Source organism: Kribbella endophytica (assembly GCF_054781295.1).
In genome coordinates this window covers 1,049,716-1,065,380 of the sequence record NZ_BAAGUR010000003.1, presented here as the reverse complement: position 1 = coordinate 1,065,380, position 15,665 = coordinate 1,049,716, and the positions used below count along the sequence as shown (strand labels likewise).

The 15,665-nt window shown below is 70.0% G+C and carries 17 protein-coding genes; 5 read left to right on the top strand and 12 right to left on the bottom strand.

Annotated features, from left to right (window positions below; translation table 11 throughout):
- Window positions 1-612 (top strand): DUF998 domain-containing protein, encoded by a 612-nt coding sequence (locus tag ACYVIO_RS31405; RefSeq protein ID WP_460654542.1) that lies wholly within the window; start codon window positions 1-3, stop codon window positions 610-612.
- Here the strand turns inward: ACYVIO_RS31405 and ACYVIO_RS31400 are convergent.
- The 5 genes from ACYVIO_RS31400 to ACYVIO_RS31380 are packed head-to-tail and all read right to left on the bottom strand — an operon-like array spanning window position 599 to window position 3,477.
- A complete protein-coding gene (locus tag ACYVIO_RS31400) occupies window positions 599-1,573 on the bottom strand; it encodes a multicopper oxidase family protein (protein ID WP_460654541.1) in 975 nt (324 codons plus the stop codon). The two genes, ACYVIO_RS31405 and ACYVIO_RS31400, sit on opposite strands and share 14 nt — an antisense overlap.
- Entirely contained in the window at window positions 1,522-2,115 is a 594-nt protein-coding gene (locus ACYVIO_RS31395) for a multicopper oxidase domain-containing protein (RefSeq protein ID WP_460654540.1), read from the bottom strand. The genes ACYVIO_RS31400 and ACYVIO_RS31395 overlap by 52 nt, the downstream gene beginning before the upstream one ends.
- Window positions 2,112-2,504 (bottom strand): hypothetical protein, encoded by a 393-nt coding sequence (locus ACYVIO_RS31390; protein WP_460654539.1) that lies wholly within the window; start codon window positions 2,502-2,504, stop codon window positions 2,112-2,114. Before ACYVIO_RS31390 ends, ACYVIO_RS31395 begins: the two co-directional genes overlap by 4 nt.
- Entirely contained in the window at window positions 2,501-2,848 is a 348-nt protein-coding gene (locus ACYVIO_RS31385) for a hypothetical protein (RefSeq protein ID WP_460654538.1), read from the bottom strand. Before ACYVIO_RS31385 ends, ACYVIO_RS31390 begins: the two co-directional genes overlap by 4 nt.
- Window positions 2,849-2,907: 59 nt before the next feature.
- The gene (locus ACYVIO_RS31380; protein WP_460654537.1) at window positions 2,908-3,477 is read right to left on the bottom strand and encodes a TetR family transcriptional regulator; all 570 of its coding nucleotides are present in this window, start codon (window positions 3,475-3,477) and stop codon (window positions 2,908-2,910) included.
- 103 nt (window positions 3,478-3,580) lie between these two features.
- On the opposite strand from ACYVIO_RS31380, the gene ACYVIO_RS31375 reads away from it, so the two are divergent.
- Entirely contained in the window at window positions 3,581-4,573 is a 993-nt protein-coding gene (locus tag ACYVIO_RS31375; RefSeq protein ID WP_460654536.1) for an aldo/keto reductase, read from the top strand.
- 4 nt (window positions 4,574-4,577) lie between these two features.
- Here ACYVIO_RS31375 and ACYVIO_RS31370 read toward each other — a convergent pair whose 3' ends face one another.
- From ACYVIO_RS31370 to ACYVIO_RS31360, 3 genes are all read right to left on the bottom strand, one after another.
- Window positions 4,578-4,922: a hypothetical protein gene (locus ACYVIO_RS31370; RefSeq protein ID WP_425835023.1), complete on the bottom strand. Its 345-nt coding sequence runs from the start codon at window positions 4,920-4,922 to the stop codon at window positions 4,578-4,580.
- A 256-nt stretch (window positions 4,923-5,178) separates the two neighbouring features.
- Window positions 5,179-5,382, bottom strand: coding sequence for a hypothetical protein (locus ACYVIO_RS31365; protein WP_460654535.1), 204 nt, complete (start codon window positions 5,380-5,382; stop codon window positions 5,179-5,181).
- Between the two features lie 77 nt (window positions 5,383-5,459).
- Window positions 5,460-6,500, bottom strand: a complete 1,041-nt coding sequence (locus ACYVIO_RS31360; protein WP_460654534.1) for a LacI family DNA-binding transcriptional regulator — start codon at window positions 6,498-6,500, stop codon at window positions 5,460-5,462.
- A 111-nt stretch (window positions 6,501-6,611) separates the two neighbouring features.
- Here ACYVIO_RS31360 and ACYVIO_RS31355 point away from each other — a divergent pair, with 111 nt between their 5' ends.
- Window positions 6,612-7,325: a copper homeostasis protein CutC gene (locus ACYVIO_RS31355; protein ID WP_460654533.1), complete on the top strand. Its 714-nt coding sequence runs from the start codon at window positions 6,612-6,614 to the stop codon at window positions 7,323-7,325.
- Window positions 7,322-7,597: a DUF4031 domain-containing protein gene (locus ACYVIO_RS31350; protein WP_460654532.1), complete on the top strand. Its 276-nt coding sequence runs from the start codon at window positions 7,322-7,324 to the stop codon at window positions 7,595-7,597. Before ACYVIO_RS31355 ends, ACYVIO_RS31350 begins: the two co-directional genes overlap by 4 nt.
- A gap of 79 nt (window positions 7,598-7,676) precedes the next feature.
- On the opposite strand, the gene tuf is transcribed toward ACYVIO_RS31350, so the two are convergent.
- From tuf to ACYVIO_RS31335, 3 genes are all read right to left on the bottom strand, one after another.
- A complete protein-coding gene (tuf, locus tag ACYVIO_RS31345) occupies window positions 7,677-8,864 on the bottom strand; it encodes an elongation factor Tu (protein WP_460654531.1) in 1,188 nt (395 codons plus the stop codon).
- A gap of 303 nt (window positions 8,865-9,167) precedes the next feature.
- Window positions 9,168-9,851, bottom strand: a complete 684-nt coding sequence (locus ACYVIO_RS31340; protein ID WP_460654530.1) for a DNA alkylation repair protein — start codon at window positions 9,849-9,851, stop codon at window positions 9,168-9,170.
- A complete protein-coding gene (locus ACYVIO_RS31335) occupies window positions 9,851-12,232 on the bottom strand; it encodes a hypothetical protein (RefSeq protein WP_460654529.1) in 2,382 nt (793 codons plus the stop codon). The genes ACYVIO_RS31340 and ACYVIO_RS31335 overlap by 1 nt, the downstream gene beginning before the upstream one ends.
- Before the next feature lie 135 nt (window positions 12,233-12,367).
- Between ACYVIO_RS31335 and ACYVIO_RS31330 the strand changes: the two genes are divergently transcribed.
- Window positions 12,368-13,243 (top strand): Gfo/Idh/MocA family protein, encoded by an 876-nt coding sequence (locus ACYVIO_RS31330; protein WP_460654528.1) that lies wholly within the window; start codon window positions 12,368-12,370, stop codon window positions 13,241-13,243.
- A 43-nt stretch (window positions 13,244-13,286) separates the two neighbouring features.
- On the opposite strand, the gene ACYVIO_RS31325 is transcribed toward ACYVIO_RS31330, so the two are convergent.
- Complete coding sequence (locus ACYVIO_RS31325; RefSeq protein ID WP_460654527.1) at window positions 13,287-15,548, bottom strand: outer membrane protein assembly factor BamB family protein; 2,262 nt, start codon at window positions 15,546-15,548, stop codon at window positions 13,287-13,289.
- Window positions 15,549-15,665: the final 117 nt, after the last annotated feature.

The following is a 15,665-nucleotide window of genomic DNA, read 5'->3' as shown; positions in this document are numbered from 1 at the left end:
GTGGACCGCTTGTTGCTGGCCTGCGGTCTGGTCGCCGGCCCGCTGTTCGTCGCTGTCTTCCTGAGTGAGGGGTGGACCCGTGACGGCTACGACTTCTTCCGGCACCCGGTCAGTTCACTCGCGCTCGGCCCCACCGGCTGGACCCAGACCGTCAACTTCTTGCTCTGCGGCGCGTTGACGATCGCCTTCGCCGTCGGCCTCTGGCGAGCAGCCGCAGGCCGAGTCGGCGCGGTCCTGATCGCCGTCTGGGGGATCGCCCTCGTCGGCGCCGGACTCTTCGTCACCGATCCGGTCAGCGGGTATCCGATCGGCACGCCCGCTGTCCTCCCGGAGTACACGACCAGCGGCGCCCTGCACGACGGCTTCTCCCTCCCCGGATTCCTCGCTCTGGCCGCGGCCCAGGTGGTACTCGCCAGAGGCGGGAGCCGCCGTTGGCTGATCTATTCGTTGCTCAGTGCAACGGCTTTCGTGGTCTGCTTCCTGCTGGCCAGCAGCGGCTTCGCGCAGACCGAGCCGTTCGTCGACGTCGCCGGGCTGTTCCAGCGACTCGCGGTCGTGACCGGCTTCGCCTGGACGGTCGCCCTCGCGTACCGGCTGATCAGTCGACCGTAGCGAAGGCGGCCATCATGGCCATGTCTTCGTGCTCGAGGTTGTGGCAGTGGATCAGGTACTTGCCTTGGTGGGCGGTGAAGCGGACCAGAACGTCGACGACCTCGGCCGGGCGGACGTCGACGGTGTCCTTCCAGCCGGCGTCGTACGGGCTGGGCGCGCCTCCACCGCGACGGAGGACCTGGAAGGGCGCCAGGTGCACGTGAACGGGGTGGTGCACATCGGTAACGAACGACCACAGCTCGTACTGGTCGAGTTTCACCGTCGCCTGCATCACCTCGGGGTCGAAGGGTCTGCCGTTGATGGTCCAGCCCTTGTGCTCGCCGGCCGTGCCGCGGCGGAAGCGCCACTTGCGCCGTACCAGGCCTTTGGGTTCAGGTGTTTGGCGGTACGACGAGAGCTTGGCCGGAACGTTGCTGTCGTCAACCGCCTTGCGGGCAACGACAAATCGCATCACCTCGGCGGCTCGACCTGTGCCGAGTTTGTTCTTCAGCGTGACAGTCGTGCCGACGGCGTACTGGGAGAAGTCGACGACGACGTCGAACCGCTCGGCCGGCGCGATCACCAGCGTCTCGTGCTCGACCGGTGCGCCGAGCAGGCCGCCGTCGCTGCCGATCTGGACGAACCGGGCCGGCCCGTCGAGCTCCAGCTCGTACCGGCGCGCGTTGGCCGCGTTGAGGATGCGGAAGCGGTAGCGGGCGGTGTCCACCTCCAGCACCGGCCAGGGTGCGCCGTTGACCAGCTGGACGTCGCCGATCACTCCCTCCATGTACCGCGGCTCCACGCCCGGCCCGTCCTTCAGTGCCGGGTAGCGGAACGACCCGTCCTCGTTGAACGACCGGTCCGCCAGCACCAGCGGGATCTCCCGATCGCCTGCAGGCAAAGGAAGCGCGTCCTCTTCGGCGTCCCGGATCAGGTGCAGGCCGAACAGCCCGCGGTAGACCTGCGGAGCGGTGTAGTCCATCCGGTGGTCGTGTACCAGAGTGTGGCGGCCCGCTGGCTGTTCGGGAACGTGTAGCTCCGGCTGCCGGTCTTCACGTCGCCGCCTGTCATCCCGTGATGCCCTGCGTGGTCGTGGTGCTGGCCGTTCGGCATCAGCAGGTCCAGCGGCCAGCCGTCGCTGCTGGCCGGGGTGTGCCCACCGTGGAGGTGTACGACGGTCGGTACGTCGAGCTGGTTGACCTGCTCGACCACACTGGTCCGCCCACTCCGTACGTCGAACGTCGGCCCGGGCAGCAACCCGTCATACCCGAGCACCTCGGTCCGCAGCCCAGGCAGGATCTCCAGCGACGTCTTGCGCTGTACGACGCGGTAGTAGTCGGCCTTGGCGTCGCTGCGAACCGGTCGCTTCACCGGAGGGATCGGCAGCGGGACCTGGAAGGCCTCCGGCAGCGGTACGGCGCTGGTGAGCAGCTCGGCGGTCTGACCGGGTGACGGGTCCAGGCCGCAGCCGGCCAGCGTGGCGGCGCCGGCTACTCCCAGGAACCCGCGGCGGGACAACCTCATCGAGCAATCTCCTGACGGAAGGACCAGATCGTCAGGGCGACGACGGTGACGACGATCGCCGTACCGAGCGGCACGTGGACGGCGAAGTTCTGCAGGTAGCCGAAGACCATCTGGGTCATCTCGGCGAGGAACAGCAGGATCGTGACGAGCGCCGGCCAGAGCCGGCCGTGCCCTGGTCGCCAGTAGAGGACCGCGACCACGAACTGCAGCATCGCGACCATCCACACCGTCGACCCGATCGGTCCGTGGGCGTCCATCGCGTCGGCCTCGCCGGACAGGAAGTACCCGGCCAGCACCGGCTGGGCGATCACCAGCCCGGCGTGCAGCAGCAGGACGATCCGCAGCATCCACAACGTGACCCGGGGTCGCTTGGAGACTTCCTGCTTCATGCGGCCACCGCCGTACGACGTACTGCCCAGACGGCGAGCGAGACGCCGCCCGCAACGACTGCCATGCCCAGCGGGACGTGGACCGCCAGGTCCCGGCCGTAGCCCGCATGGATCATCAGTGCCTCGCCGGCGAGCACCGCACCGGTCAGCAGCGACGGCCAGGCCAGCCGAGTGGTGAGCCAGGTCAGCACCAGCTGAACCAGGCAGAGCGCGGCGGCGGTCAGGCCCACCGCCTCATGGATGGGGATCGCGCTGCCTTCGCCGTTCAGGTAGAGGCCGGCGAGCAGCGGCTGCGCGCAGACGGCGGCAGCGTGCAGGACGGCGACGGCACGGAGAAGCTTCATGCCGCCACAGTAGTAGCCTGTCTACATGTAGCGGCACCAGGTAAATCCCTGGCTCGACCCTAGGGAGTCAGCGCCCTCCGGACGGTCGCGGCCAGGGCTGCTCGGCGACGGTCGTGCACCTCGGCGGGATCCTCCGGGCCGGCTGCGTGGGTGAGGCTCGCGGCGGCCCAGGTGGTCGAGAGCGAGATGAGCAGCGCGTGCACGTCGAGCGGAGTCAGGTCGGCGACGACGTGGCCGTCGCGCTGAGCCGTCTCGATCGCGGCCAGTTTGTCCTTGTCGTGGCCCTCCCAGGCGCCGAACAGATCGCCGGTCGGCGTCCGCTCGAGCCGCGACCACGTCGCCAGCCGGGTCAGCTCGGGGTGTGCGACGTAGGCGTCGTACAGGCGTACGGCGTACCCGGGCAGGTCATGCGCGGTCAGGGGGACCTGGTCGAGGTTCGAGCCGACGTGCTCTGCCAGGACGACGTCGAACAGGGCGTCCTTGTTGCCGTAGTAGGCGTAGAGCTGCGCCTTGTTCGCCTTCGCGTTCGCCGCGATCCGGTCGACCCGCGCGCCGGCGATGCCGTGCTCGGCGAACTCCGCGGTGGCGGCCTCGAGGATGCGCCGCCTGGTGGCCTGTCCGTCTCCCATGGGGTCGAGTCTAGCAAAAACAAACTGGTTCGTTTGCTTTTCGCGGAGAGCGGCTCTATGGTCGAGAAACCAACTGGTTTGTTTCTGGATGAGGAGCAGTGACATGCAGCAGCGCACACTGGGCCGGCAGGGCCTGACCGTCTCCGCCCTGGGGCTCGGCACGATGGGCATGACGATGGCGTACGGCGACGCCGACCCCGAAGGTGGCCTGGCCACGATCCGGCGGGCGTACGAGCTCGGGATCACCTTCTTCGACACCGCCGAGCTGTACGGCAACGGGACCGGCAGCAACGAGCAGCTGCTCGGGGAGGGGGTGAAGGGCTTCCGCGACGAGGTGGTGCTGGCCACCAAGTTCGGCTTCGACATGACGAAGAACCAGTGGGAGGGCGAGGTGCTGAACAGCCGGCCGGAGAACATCCGGCAGGTCGCGGAGAACAGCCTGCGATACCTCGGCACCGACTACCTGGACGTCTTCTACCAGCACCGGCCCGACCCGGAGGTGCCGATCGAGGAGGTCGCCGGGGTCGTCGGCGAGCTGATCCAGGCGGGCAAGGTCCGGTACTTCGGGCTCAGCGAGGCCGGGCCGGAGACGATCCGGCGCGCGCACGCGGTGCAGCCGGTGTCGGTGCTGCAGACCGAGTACTCGCTGTTCGAGCGGATGGTCGAGGACACCGTGCTGCCCGTCGTACGGGAGCTCGGGATCGGGTTCGTGCCGTACTCGCCGCTCGGGCGTGGGTTCCTGACCGGCGACGTGCGGCCGGCCGGTGAGTACCCGGAGTCGGACATGCGGCGGTTCGACGATCGGTGGCAGGGCAAGAACTACGACGCGAACGTCGCCGCGGTGGGGGAGTTGAAGGCGTTCGCGCAGAGCAAGGGGATCACGGTGACGCAGCTGGCGCTGGCGTGGTTGCTGGCGCAGGGCGACGACATCGTGCCGATCCCGGGGACGCGCAAGGTCGGGCGGGTCGAGGAGAACGCCGGGGCTGTCGCGGTGGAGCTGACCTCGGCCGATCTGGATCGGATCCGGGAGATCCTGCCGCACGGTTCGTACGGGAGTCGCTACCTGGCCCAGCACATGCCGGAGTGGACGCGCTGAGCTGCTAGGTGAGCTGACCTAGTCGAGAGACCGAGATGCCCGCTCTTTCGCAGACCCAGTGCGGGTCGGGGCCGAGCTCTGGTTCGATCCGGAGCTCGTGATCGTTGAGGTCGTCGCAGGCGGTGCAGCGCGGCCAGCGGACACCGGAGTCGGTGAGCCGGTCCTGCACGTCCTGCGCGACCAGGCCGGCGATGTGCTCGGCGCCGTCCGGCCACTGGTCGAGCCACCACTGCCGCTCGGCGACCGCGTCCTCGAGCGCGGACACCATCGCGGCGTCGTCGAATCCCCGCGCGGCCAGGTCGTGAAGCACCAGCGCGCGAGCGGTCAGCAGGATCCTCGGCTCACTCATCGCCCTTCAGAGTGCCAGACCCCACCGACAAACCGAAGTCCACAGCTCACGCCCTCCCGACATCCCCAACCACCAAGGCCAAACCCATCAACCCGCCATCCCCTTCGCCCTGAGGGCATTTGGTGGGTCAACCCATGAAGTTGCCCGTTGGCCCACCGGAATTCGGTAGGCCAACGGGGTCTTTGACGGGTTGACCCACCAAATGGACGTCGGGGTCGGATGTGGGGCGGGGGACCGGGCTGGCCGGCGTGGAGGGTCAGTGGGTGACCGGCTCGCAGTGGGGGTCGAGGCGGTTGGCGAGGCGGAGTTCGCGGTCGGCCGCCGTACGGAGTACGGCGACGAAGCGGCTGCGCAGGTTGAAGGCGCGGCGCGGCTCGTGGGGCTGCTGGGGAGCGTCGGGAAGGGCGGACTGGGACAGCGACCGCGCGTTCTCCACGGCGGTGTTTCCGGCGATGAACATGATGTGCTCCCTTCGAAAGAGCGTGGTGGAGTGTCCGGCGGCCGATCGGCCGTCGGTGGATCAGGTGGGGGTGAGGTTCAGTTGCGCGGAGCGGGCCCGCTGCTGGCGCGAACGACCAGTTCGGTCGGCAGCAGGATCTGGCGCTCTTCGACCGACGGATCGAGCAGCACGCGCCCGACCGCCCGGCCCTTGTCCTTGATCGGCTGGCGGATCGTCGTCAGCCCGGCCGTCTCGGCCTGCGGGATGTCGTCGAAGCCGGCCACGGTCAGGTCCCGTCCGGGCACCAGTCCGCGGGCCTTCATCGCCTCCATCGCACCGAGCGCCAGTACGTCGCTCAGCCCGACGATCGCGGTCGGCCGCTCCTGCGAGTCGAGCACCCACTCGGCCCCGATCACCCCGGAGCTGAACGCGTTGTGCCCGCCCGAGACCAGCCGGATCCGCGCGTCCGGCATCTCCTTCTGCAGGCCGCGGATCCGCAGCTCGCAGTCGGTGTACCCGACCTCGTCAAGCGTCATCTCGACCGCCCGCGTCCCGGCCGCCTCGGCGTTGTCGACCAGTACGACGATGTCGCGGTGCCCGAGTCGCGCCAGGTGCTTGCCGAGCTTCGCCGCGGCCTCGACCTCGTCGATCGCGACCCACGACAGGTCCGGGTGGTCACCCCGATCGGTCGACACCATCGCGACGCCCCGCTGCCGCAGGATGTCCAGCGCGGGGTGCCCGCCCGCGACGCAGAAGATCGCCGCCGCGTCGATCGCCGCCTGCTGCACGGCGTTCGTCCCGCCCTGGATGTCCGACGAGCTCAGCGGCATCAGCAGCAAGCTGGTCGCGAACTCCTCGGCCACCTCGGCGAGCCCGGCCAGGAAGCCCACGGCGTACGGGTCCGAGAACGCGTAGGCGAGCTTGTCGGTGAACAGCACCCCGACCGCCCCCGCCTTCCCGCTCCGCAACGCCCGCGCCGAAGCATCCGGCCCGGCGTACCCCAGCTCCTGCGCCGTGCTGAGGATCCGCTCCCGCAACGCGGCCGACAGCTGGTCCGGCTTGTTGTAGGCGTTCGAGACAGTCGACGGCGACACCCCGACGGCCTGCGCCACGGTCTTCAGTGTCACTCCCGGCGACATCTCCCACACCCTTCTGCATCGATCTTCTGTATCGTTCTAGAAAAACGATACAGAAGACCCGTGGGTAGTGCAACAGCTAATTCCCCGCGGCTGTCCTGGATGATGGTGTCCATGGGGTCGTTGCTCGAGGTGATCGCGTTGCATCCGGCGGATGCGGAGGCGGCTCAGGAGGGTGGGGCGGACCGGCTGGAGTTGTGCGCGTCGATGGAGGCGGACGGGTTGAGTCCGTCGGTGTCGACGGTGAGCGCGATTCGGCGGGTGACGGATCTGCCGTTGCGGGTGATGTTGCGGTTGAGTGACTCGTTCGCGGTGAGTGGCGCGGAGCTGAACAGGCTGACCGCGATGGCTCAGTCGTACCTCGGTGCCGGCGCGGACGGGTTCGTGCTGGGGTTTCTGACGGCGGACAACGAGGTCGACGTCGAGTCGACGGCTGCGCTGGTCAGTACGTTCACCGGTACGCCGTGGACGTTCCACCGGGCGATCGACAACGTGCTGGAGCAGCGGCCTGCCTGGCGGGCGCTGCGGACGTTGCCGGGGCTCGACACGGTGCTGACCGCGGGCTCTTCGCTCGGCGTACGGCACGGGCTGGATGAGCTGACCGCGTTGGCCAAGGCCGATCCGTCGGTGGCCGGGGTGATGATGGCGGGCGGCTCGCTGCAGCCGGAGCATGTGCCGTGGCTCTACCAAGCCGGTGTGCGCAGGTTCCACGTCGGGTCGTCGGTGCGGCAAGACGGCTCGTGGACGAAGGCGTACGTGAACTCGCGCTTCGTGAAGGCGTGGCGCAACCTGCTCGACGCCCAGGACGCCAAGGAGACGACCGCGTGATCCTGATCGACCCACCGGTCTGGCCGGGCTGGGACCGGGTCTGGTCGCACCTGGTCAGCGACGAGTCGTACGACGAACTGCACGCGTTCGCCCGCAAGGTCGGCATCCCTGCGCGGGGGTTCGACCGCGATCACTACGACGTCCCGTCGGACAAGTACGACGACATGGTGGCCGCGGGTGCTACGCCGGTCGCCAGCCGGGTGCTGGTTCGGCGGCTGATCGAGTCGGGGCTCAGACACAGGAAGTCGGAGCAGTCGAGTCGGGAGCCGTGACTGCTTCGCCGCAACTACTTGGGGCGGCGGAGGACAACCGAAAAGGTGCCCCGGGCGGCTAGCCCGAGGCACCCTCTCTTCAATCGAGCAGTTCGGTGACTGTGCCGGCGGCGACGGTGTGGCCGCCCTCGCGGACGGCGAAGCCGAGGCCGACGTTCAGCGCGACCGGCTTGGCCAGCTCGACACCCAGCTCGATCGTGTCACCGGGCATCACCAGGGCGATCTCGCCCAGGTCGATGCCACCGTCCACGTCGGTGGTCCGGATGTAGAACTGCGGCCGGTACTCCGCGCCGAACGGGCTGTGCCGGCCGCCCTCGGCGGTCGACAGCGCGTGCAGCGTCGCCCGGAACTTCCGGTGCGGCGTCACACTGCCTGGCAGGGCGACGACCTGACCGCGACGGACCTCGTCGCGCTTCACGCCACGCAGCAGGATCGCCGCGTTGTCGCCCGCCTCCGCGGACTCCAGCGACTTGCCGAACGTCTCCATGCCGATCGCCGTACTGACGACCGTCGGACCGAGCCCGACCACCTCGACGGCCTCGCCGATCTTCAGCGCGCCGCGCTCGACGGCGCCGGTGACGACGGTGCCGCGACCGCTGATGGTGAGCACGTTCTCGATCGGCATCAGGAACGGCTCGCCCAGCTCACGGTCCGGTGTCGGCACGTAGCTGTCGACGGCGTCCAGCAGCTCGCCCACCGAGGCCGACCAGTGCGGGTCGCCCTCGAGAGCACGCAGTCCGGAGACGCGCACCACCGGCACCTCGTCGCCCGGGAAGCCGTACTCCGACAGCAGCTCCCGGACCTCCAGCTCGACCAGGTCGAGCAGTTCGGGGTCGTCGACGGCGTCCGCCTTGTTCAGCGCGACCACCAGGTACGGAACCCCGACGCGTTGCGCGAGCAGCACGTGCTCACGGGTCTGCGGCATGGCGCCGTCCTGCGCCGACACGACCAGGATCGCGGCGTCCACCTGGGCGGCACCGGTGATCATGTTCTTCACGTAGTCGGCGTGGCCCGGCATGTCCACGTGCGCGTAGTGCCGGGTGGCGGTCTCGTACTCGACGTGCGAGATGTTGATGGTGATCCCGCGCTGGACCTCCTCGGGCGCCCGGTCGATCCCGTCGAAGGCGACGAACGAGTTCAGGCTCGGGTCGCGCTCGGCGAGCACCTTGGTGATCGCGGCGGTCAGCGTGGTCTTGCCATGGTCGACGTGACCCATGGTTCCGATGTTCAGGTGCGGCTTGGTCCGCACGAACTGGCTCTTGGCCATGATGAAGTTTCCCCTTGCTGGTCAGAAGATTCGACGAGAGCCAGGACCCCCGGCCACGACTTCACCGCACAGCAAGAAGTGCTGCGAGGGAGGGGGCCGGTTGCCGTGCCACCCTCCTCCGCGGGTCCTGCTTCAGCAGGAGGAGGGTCGGCTTCGCGCGCCGGTGCACAGATCTGAATCCGCTGACGCCAGAGTCCACGCGACAGCGCCCGTCAGGCCCAGGGCCGACAGGTACGCAGCAGAATCCGCGCGGAACATGGTCATCACGATAGGGATCAACCGTGCCGGGGGCAAAGGAATTCCCTAGGCGAGATAGGCCTTGCGTACGCCCGCATCGAGCTTCTCCACGGCGTACCGGAGCGCAGGTCGCTGAAGGACCTGAGCGTGCTGGTCGAGGAACCCCAGCAGTGCTGACTCGTCCCGCAGACCCGCGTACTTCAAGGCGATCCCGACCGGTTTGGAGACCACCGGATCGGTGTCACCGGCGAGGATCAAGGCCAGCGCGAACACATCGGCGAGGTCCTGCGGCCGCCCCGAGCCGACGAAGCCGAGCGGCGCGGTCATCGCCGTACGACGACGCAACGGGTCCTCGGACCGCGCCAGCTCGAACAGCGGATCCCGCGGCCGATCGAGCAAGTAGCCGCCGACGACGCGCGGCGCCGACCGGTCGACCATGTCCCAGGCGTCGATTCGGTCGTGCCGACGCAGATACAACTCGTACGCCGCCGCGCGCTCGTCCGCCGGCAGTCTCGCCTTGCGGGCCTTGAAGTCGAGCACGCAGAACGCCGCCATCCGCGGCTCGTACGGCGCGAAGTCGAGCAGCCGGTCCACCTCGCTCAGCGGCAGCTCGGTGAAGCTCTTCGCGACCTCGAACACCGTGCCCATCCGGACCCCGAGCACGCCGCCGTCGCCGTGGTAGTGGCGCTGGGGGTGCGCCGCCGGGTCCGCGTGTGACCCGAGCGCGTCGACAACAGCCGCCGCGTTCATCAGTTCATGGCGAAGAGGCGGACGCCGTCGCTGAAGATCGGGCGACCGCCCGCGACAGCGACGGCGGGCTTGTCGCAGGTGACCTTGTCGCGCTCGGAGGCCTTGGCTGCGTCGGGGCTGGCGACGATCGGCCAGGGCTGGACACCGGTGGTGCCGACCATGACCGGGGAGCAGACGCCGTTCGCCTGCGGCATCAGTGTGACCACGCGGCCGTCCGGCAGCAGGCCGAAGCCGTCCCGGGGGAACGACGGGTGCTGCAGCTTCGGCGGGACCTCCAGCAGGTGGTGCCACTGCGGCGTACCGTCCGCTGGGCTCGCGGCCGACACGTCGTACGTCTGCGGCTCACCGGGCTCGGTGCTGGTCCTGCAGGTCACCAGGACGATCGTGGTGTGGGTCGCGGCGAGCTGCGCGTCGCAGGACGCCGTACCGAGCCGTGGCCTCGGCGTACCGGGCACTGGCGTGGTCCACAGCATCCGGCCCTCGCCGACGTCGACCGACCACTGGTGCAGGGTCCCGCCGGCGTCGCTGGTCCAGACCAGGCCGGAGACCTCGCGGGTGTCCGGTACGGCGACCAGGTCGCCGATCCAGGTGGACGGGTCCAGCTCGGCGCTCAGCTCGAACTGGATGCCCAGGTCGACGTCCCACTTCAGCTCGCCGTTGCTCAGGTCGAGGCCGCGAACCTCCGCGCCGTTGCCGCCGCAGGCGTCGACCACCACGGCTTGGTCGGCCAGCAGCACGCCCTGCGTCACCGCGCACTGCAGTCTGGTCCGCCAGTGGGTCGGGTTGCTCACGCCGTGCGCCACGACGTACTTGCCCTCGGCGACGAGCAGCTGATTCCTGTCGACGGCCAGTGCGGTCCCGTCGGTGTGGACCTCGGTGAGGACGTCGCCGGTGTCAGCATCCAGTACGGCGTACGTCGGCAGGTCGATCCCGCTGGGTGCGCGGTTACTGCCGTACGGGAGGTGGGCGGCGATCGTCCGGCCGTCGCTGGAGACCAGGAGGCCGCGGGAGCCGTTGGAGGCGGCGTCGACGACGTCGGCCCGGGAGTAGCGCCAGCGGATCTGCCCAGTGGTCGCGTCGGACATCACCACACCGTCCGGACGGAGCTCGGCGACCCCACCGACGGTCCCGGCGATCGCACCGGTGGCCGGGACCTCCCGGCTCCAGGCGAGCTCGCCGTCGAGCTGCACCGGCAGTACGCCGGCCGGCATGGTCGCGGTGGTGCTCACCGTGTTCGCCGTCTCCAGCCGGGCCTGCACGAAGGGCTCACCGGCGGACACCATGATCCAGGCGAGCACGCCGGCGCAGACGACGGTCACGCCGAGGCCCAGTGCTCGCGGCGGAGCCACGGCGTACGGCGGAGCCAGTCGGAGGCGCCGGGCCAGAGCCAGCAGGGCTCCGGCGATCAGCAGAGCGACCGAGGCGAGCATCAGGTACGGCCAGCGCTCGCTCATCGCGGCACCGGGTGCGGTGGCCGGCCAGCGCCACCAGCAGACGCCGATGGCGGCGACGCCGACAGCGCAGAAGACGATCGCCGGGATCGTGATCAGCTTCGGCTGGGCCCGCCGGAACCAGGCGCAGGCCAGTCCGGCCGCGACCGCCGTACCGGCGATCGGTGCCCAGACCGGGAAGCCGGTGGACTCGTCCGGGGCGACCGGCCAGTGGGCGGCGGCGCCGAGGCCACGGCCGAGCAGGACCGAGGCGGCGATCACCACCCCGAGCGCTGCCCCCAGGTAGACCATCGGGATCAGACCGGAGATCGGCCGGGCCGCCTTGGGCGCCCAGCGGGTGACCTCGCGGTCGAGGTTCGCGTGGGCGGCCTTCTCCCAGTGCTCGCGGCCGTGGCTGGTCGCGTAGAGCGGGGTCTCGGCCAGGTTCTGCAGGAAGGTCATCCGGCCGCGGGCGAAGTCCCGGTCGGCGATGTGCTCGTACTCGGCCCGGATCCCGACCGCGTACTCGTCGTACCGCTCGGCGTCCAGGCTGAGGATGCGCAGGTCGGCGTCGCAGAGCACCGCGCCGTTGGCGTCGTCGGGCTCGCAGTCGTGCCGGGCGGTCAGCCGGATCAGCCGGCCGATCTCGCCGACCTTCTCCGCGTCCACGCCGTACGCCGCCAGCTCGAGCTCGGCCAGCTGCGCCGAGACCTCTTCGTTCTCGCCGGGCTCGGCCTGCGGGTCGTAGATCGCGTCGTGGAACCAGGCGGCCAGCCGGACCGCGTCGGCGTCGTCGGCCACGGCGGCCAGCTCGTCGATCGTGGTGAGCATCTCGGACAGGTGCCGCTGGTCGTGATAGTGGCGATGCGACTCTGCGTAACGAGCCAGCAGGTCTTCGCCCAGCGGCTGCGCGTGCGGCAGCAGGCGATTCCACTGGTCGCGCAGGTCCATGGTTATGGAGTCTGGCACTCCGAAGTACCCCGGACCGACCGATCCGGGGTCCACGGTTAGGGTCGTGGCCAAAGCGATATCGGCTCGTCACCAGACCGCTGCCCGAGCCGGGCGGGTCTCGAAAGGGAGAACAGCATGCGGTTCGGCTTGGTCGGCACCGGTCCCTGGGCCCGGCGGACGCACGGACCCGGTCTGCGGGCCACCGAAGGCGTCGAGCTGGTGGGCGTCTGGGGACGCGACGCCGGCCGCGCGAACGCGTTGGCTACAGACCTCGGGACGACCGGGTACGACGACTACGCAGAGTTACTCGAGGTCGTCGATGCGGTGGCCTTCGCCGTACCGCCGCGCGTGCAGGCCACGATGGCGCTGGAGGCGGCGGCTGTTGGCAAGCACCTGCTGCTGGACAAGCCGGTGGCGGACTCGCTGGACGACGCCCGGGCGCTGGCCGACGAGGTGGCCAACGAAGGCATCGCGTCGGTGGTCTTCTTCACCGGGCGGTTCCAGCCGGAGCTGCGGTCGTTCTTCGCCGAGGTGCGCGAGCGCGGCGGCTGGAAGGGGGGCTGGGCCCGGATGCTCGCGTCGCTGGACGCGCCTGGCAATCCGTACAGCGAGTCCAAGTGGCGTCGCGAGCAGCGCGGAGCGCTCTGGGACGTCGGGCCGCACGCACTGTCCAACCTGAGCGCCATGCTCGGGCCGATCGAGTCGCTGCAGGCTGCCGGAGGCGAGGGCGATCTGGTCCACCTGGTGCTGACCCACGAGTCCGGCGCGACCAGTACGGCGAGCTTGTCGCTGTCCGCGCCACCGGCCGGCAGCAACTTCGAGACCGGCATCTGGGGCGAGACCGGTACGGCGCTGCTGCCGCCGACGGAGACCTCGTCGGTCGACGCCTTCGCGATCGCCGCGTCGGAGCTGGTCGCTGCGGCCGAGTCCGGTGAGTCGCACCAGATCGACGCGGCCTTCGGCACCCGCGTGGTCGAGCTGCTGGCCTCCGCGGAGTCCCAGCTGGCCTAGCCGGCCCCAGCGGATCGCGGCTGGCTCAGCGGGCTGAGTCCGTTCAGCGCAGGGCGATGATGCTGCTGTTGCCCGAGGTCAGCAGCAGGTTGCCCACAGCCCGGATGTCCCGGCTGCAGGAGATGCCCTCGGGCAGACGGGTCCGGCGCAGGCCGGTGCGACTGATGCTGTTGGCGTAGCAGCCGTCGAAGCCGCGGGCCAGTGAGACCACCCGGGCGTCCTCGGTGACGGCCACTCGAGCACGCGGGCTGACGGGCGCTGTGGTCTGCCAGGCGGTCCGGCCGCTGGCGGCGTCGATCGCGGTGACGACGGTCTTGTTGTTCTGCCGGGTGTCCGGGCCAGGGCAGTCCACGACGACCAGCTGCTTGCCGGCCGGACTGAGGAACGTCCGGCAGGACCAGGTGCGTGGCACCGGCCAGCGCCACTTGATCTCACCAGTGCGCGGCTCGACAGCGACCAGCGCACCAGGCGCGTTCGCCTCCTCGCCCTGCTCGGCCACGATCACCAGTCCGGCCACCACGACCGAGCGGCGGAACAGGTTGCTCGGCGACTTGCTCCACAGCTCCTTGCCGCTCTTCAGGTCCAGCCCGACGATGTCGTCCGGCTGGTCGTCGCAGCTGTGCCCGAGGAACGCGACCACGGCGTCGGCGGTGGCCGCCGCTTCGACCGACGTACAGCGGCCGGGCTCGTAGGACCAGCGCTCGTTACCGTCCGGGTCCACGCCGCGGAGCGTGTCCGAGCCCTTGCCCACCTCCTGCCGGGTGAGCAGCGGGTCGGCCTGGACGATCGCGTGGTCCCTGGTCCGCCCCGGCCAGGCCGCTTGGCGTCGGCCGGTCTCGGCGTCGAGCAGCAGGTACCCGATGTCGGTGAACTCGGCCAGCACGTACCGCCCGTCGCCGGTCGCCGCGATGTTCGGCTTCTCGTCCGAGTCGGACCGGCTGTACCGCCAGCGCAGCTCACCCGTCGCAGCGTCCAGCATCTCGACCGAACCGGTCTGCCGCGGCACAGCGATCCCGTACGGCGTACTGACGGCCTCCTCGGCTCCTGCTCCGGTCAGCGCCCGGCTAACCCAGGCGACCCGGCCGTCGAGTACTGAGCGCGGCGCAGCACCAGCCGGCGGCGCTGAGCCTTCCACTCGCTCGTTGGACTCGAGCACGTAGTTCCTGGAGAGCGGCTGCACGATCAGCAGCAGGGTCAGGGCGATCACGCCGGGCACAGCCAGCCAGGCGAGTTGCTGGCCGACGTTCCGGGTCGGGGTGTAGCGGGCGGCTCTGGTCCGCAGCAGGGAGGCGACCATCGCGGCGGCGCCGGCCACGAGCAGCAGGATCAGTGCGGAGATCAGCAGCGGGATCCGGAGGCCCACACCGACAGCGGGGTTGGTCGTCGGGACCTGCGCCCACGCGACGAGCAGTCCGGTCGTGGCGACGGCGATGACCGTGCCGGAGATGAGCTTGGCGCGCTGGGTATTGCTGCGCGCGCTGCGGAAGAGCAGTGGCGCGGAGAAGAAGGAGAAGACAGCCAGACCGATCGGAGGCCAACCGGACTCGACGTCGACCACCGGGACCTGCCAGGGAGCACCGGCCGCGGCGATGGCCACCACGACGGCGGCGATCGCGCCGAAGGTCGCAGCTGCTGCCAGTGCGGCCTGCTGCCAGCCACGCCACGGCGCAGGGAGTTCGCTGTCGAGGCCGGCCAGCTCGGTCTCCAGGTTGACCCTGGCGATCGCGCCCATGCGTTGTCGGGCCAGCTGGGTCCGGTAGAGGTGGCCGTCGAGCAGGGCGCGCACTTCGTCGTACCGGCGGGCCATGGCGATGGTCCGCTCGCCTGCGTCGCGGCGTAGCTCGGCAGCGTGGGCGGCGTAGCGGCTCGGGTCGGTGGCGAGGACGGAGTTCACGGCGTCCAGCAGGACATCGCCGTTCGCGTCGCGACGGGGTGGTGCGTACGAGTCGGTCGGGGGAGTGGCCAGTTCACCGGTCAGGCGGACCAGCCGGGCGACCTCGGCGATGCGGATCGGAGCTACGCCGTACTGCGGGAGCAGCTGCTCGGCCAACCGGGCTGAGGCTTCGGCGTCCTCGCTGGGATCGCCGCCCGGCTCGTGCACCGCCCGGTGGAACCAGGCGGCCAGCCGGACGGAGGTGGGGTCGGTGCTCAGCTGCAGCAGGTTGTCCAGCGACGACAGCACCGCGTCGAGGTAGTGGTCGCGGTAGGCGCGGCGGTTGCGTCCGACGTACCTGGCGATCAGATCGTCGGCCAACGCCTCGGAGCCGGGAATCGGCTCGTTCCATCGCTCGCGCAGGGCCACCACCGCCACAGTCTGCCAGCCGTCTGTCACAGCCGCGCACAGGTCCAGCGGCAGCTGTGCACAACTCGGGGCACAACTCAGGCCACAGCTCCGGACACCGGCGGGCCCGCGAGGTGATGG

Excerpts from the sequence above, each read along its gene's own strand:
- ACYVIO_RS31355 (WP_460654533.1), top strand. The coding sequence starts at position 6,612 with ATGGGGTCGTTGCTCGAGGTGATCGCGTTGCATCCGGCGGATGCGGAG.
- ACYVIO_RS31375 (WP_460654536.1), top strand. The coding sequence starts at position 3,581 with ATGCAGCAGCGCACACTGGGCCGGCAGGGCCTGACCGTCTCCGCCCTG.
- tuf (WP_460654531.1), bottom strand. The coding sequence starts at position 8,864 with ATGGCCAAGAGCCAGTTCGTGCGGACCAAGCCGCACCTGAACATCGGA.
- ACYVIO_RS31335 (WP_460654529.1), bottom strand. The coding sequence starts at position 12,232 with ATGGACCTGCGCGACCAGTGGAATCGCCTGCTGCCGCACGCGCAGCCG.
- ACYVIO_RS31385 (WP_460654538.1), bottom strand. The coding sequence starts at position 2,848 with ATGAAGCTTCTCCGTGCCGTCGCCGTCCTGCACGCTGCCGCCGTCTGC.
- ACYVIO_RS31400 (WP_460654541.1), bottom strand. The coding sequence starts at position 1,573 with ATGGACTACACCGCTCCGCAGGTCTACCGCGGGCTGTTCGGCCTGCAC.
- ACYVIO_RS31360 (WP_460654534.1), bottom strand. The coding sequence starts at position 6,500 with ATGTCGCCGGGAGTGACACTGAAGACCGTGGCGCAGGCCGTCGGGGTG.
- ACYVIO_RS31340 (WP_460654530.1), bottom strand. The coding sequence starts at position 9,851 with ATGAACGCGGCGGCTGTTGTCGACGCGCTCGGGTCACACGCGGACCCG.
- ACYVIO_RS31365 (WP_460654535.1), bottom strand. The coding sequence starts at position 5,382 with ATGTTCATCGCCGGAAACACCGCCGTGGAGAACGCGCGGTCGCTGTCC.
- ACYVIO_RS31370 (WP_425835023.1), bottom strand. The coding sequence starts at position 4,922 with ATGAGTGAGCCGAGGATCCTGCTGACCGCTCGCGCGCTGGTGCTTCAC.
- ACYVIO_RS31380 (WP_460654537.1), bottom strand. The coding sequence starts at position 3,477 with ATGGGAGACGGACAGGCCACCAGGCGGCGCATCCTCGAGGCCGCCACC.
- ACYVIO_RS31330 (WP_460654528.1), top strand. The coding sequence starts at position 12,368 with ATGCGGTTCGGCTTGGTCGGCACCGGTCCCTGGGCCCGGCGGACGCAC.
- ACYVIO_RS31390 (WP_460654539.1), bottom strand. The coding sequence starts at position 2,504 with ATGAAGCAGGAAGTCTCCAAGCGACCCCGGGTCACGTTGTGGATGCTG.
- ACYVIO_RS31395 (WP_460654540.1), bottom strand. The coding sequence starts at position 2,115 with ATGAGGTTGTCCCGCCGCGGGTTCCTGGGAGTAGCCGGCGCCGCCACG.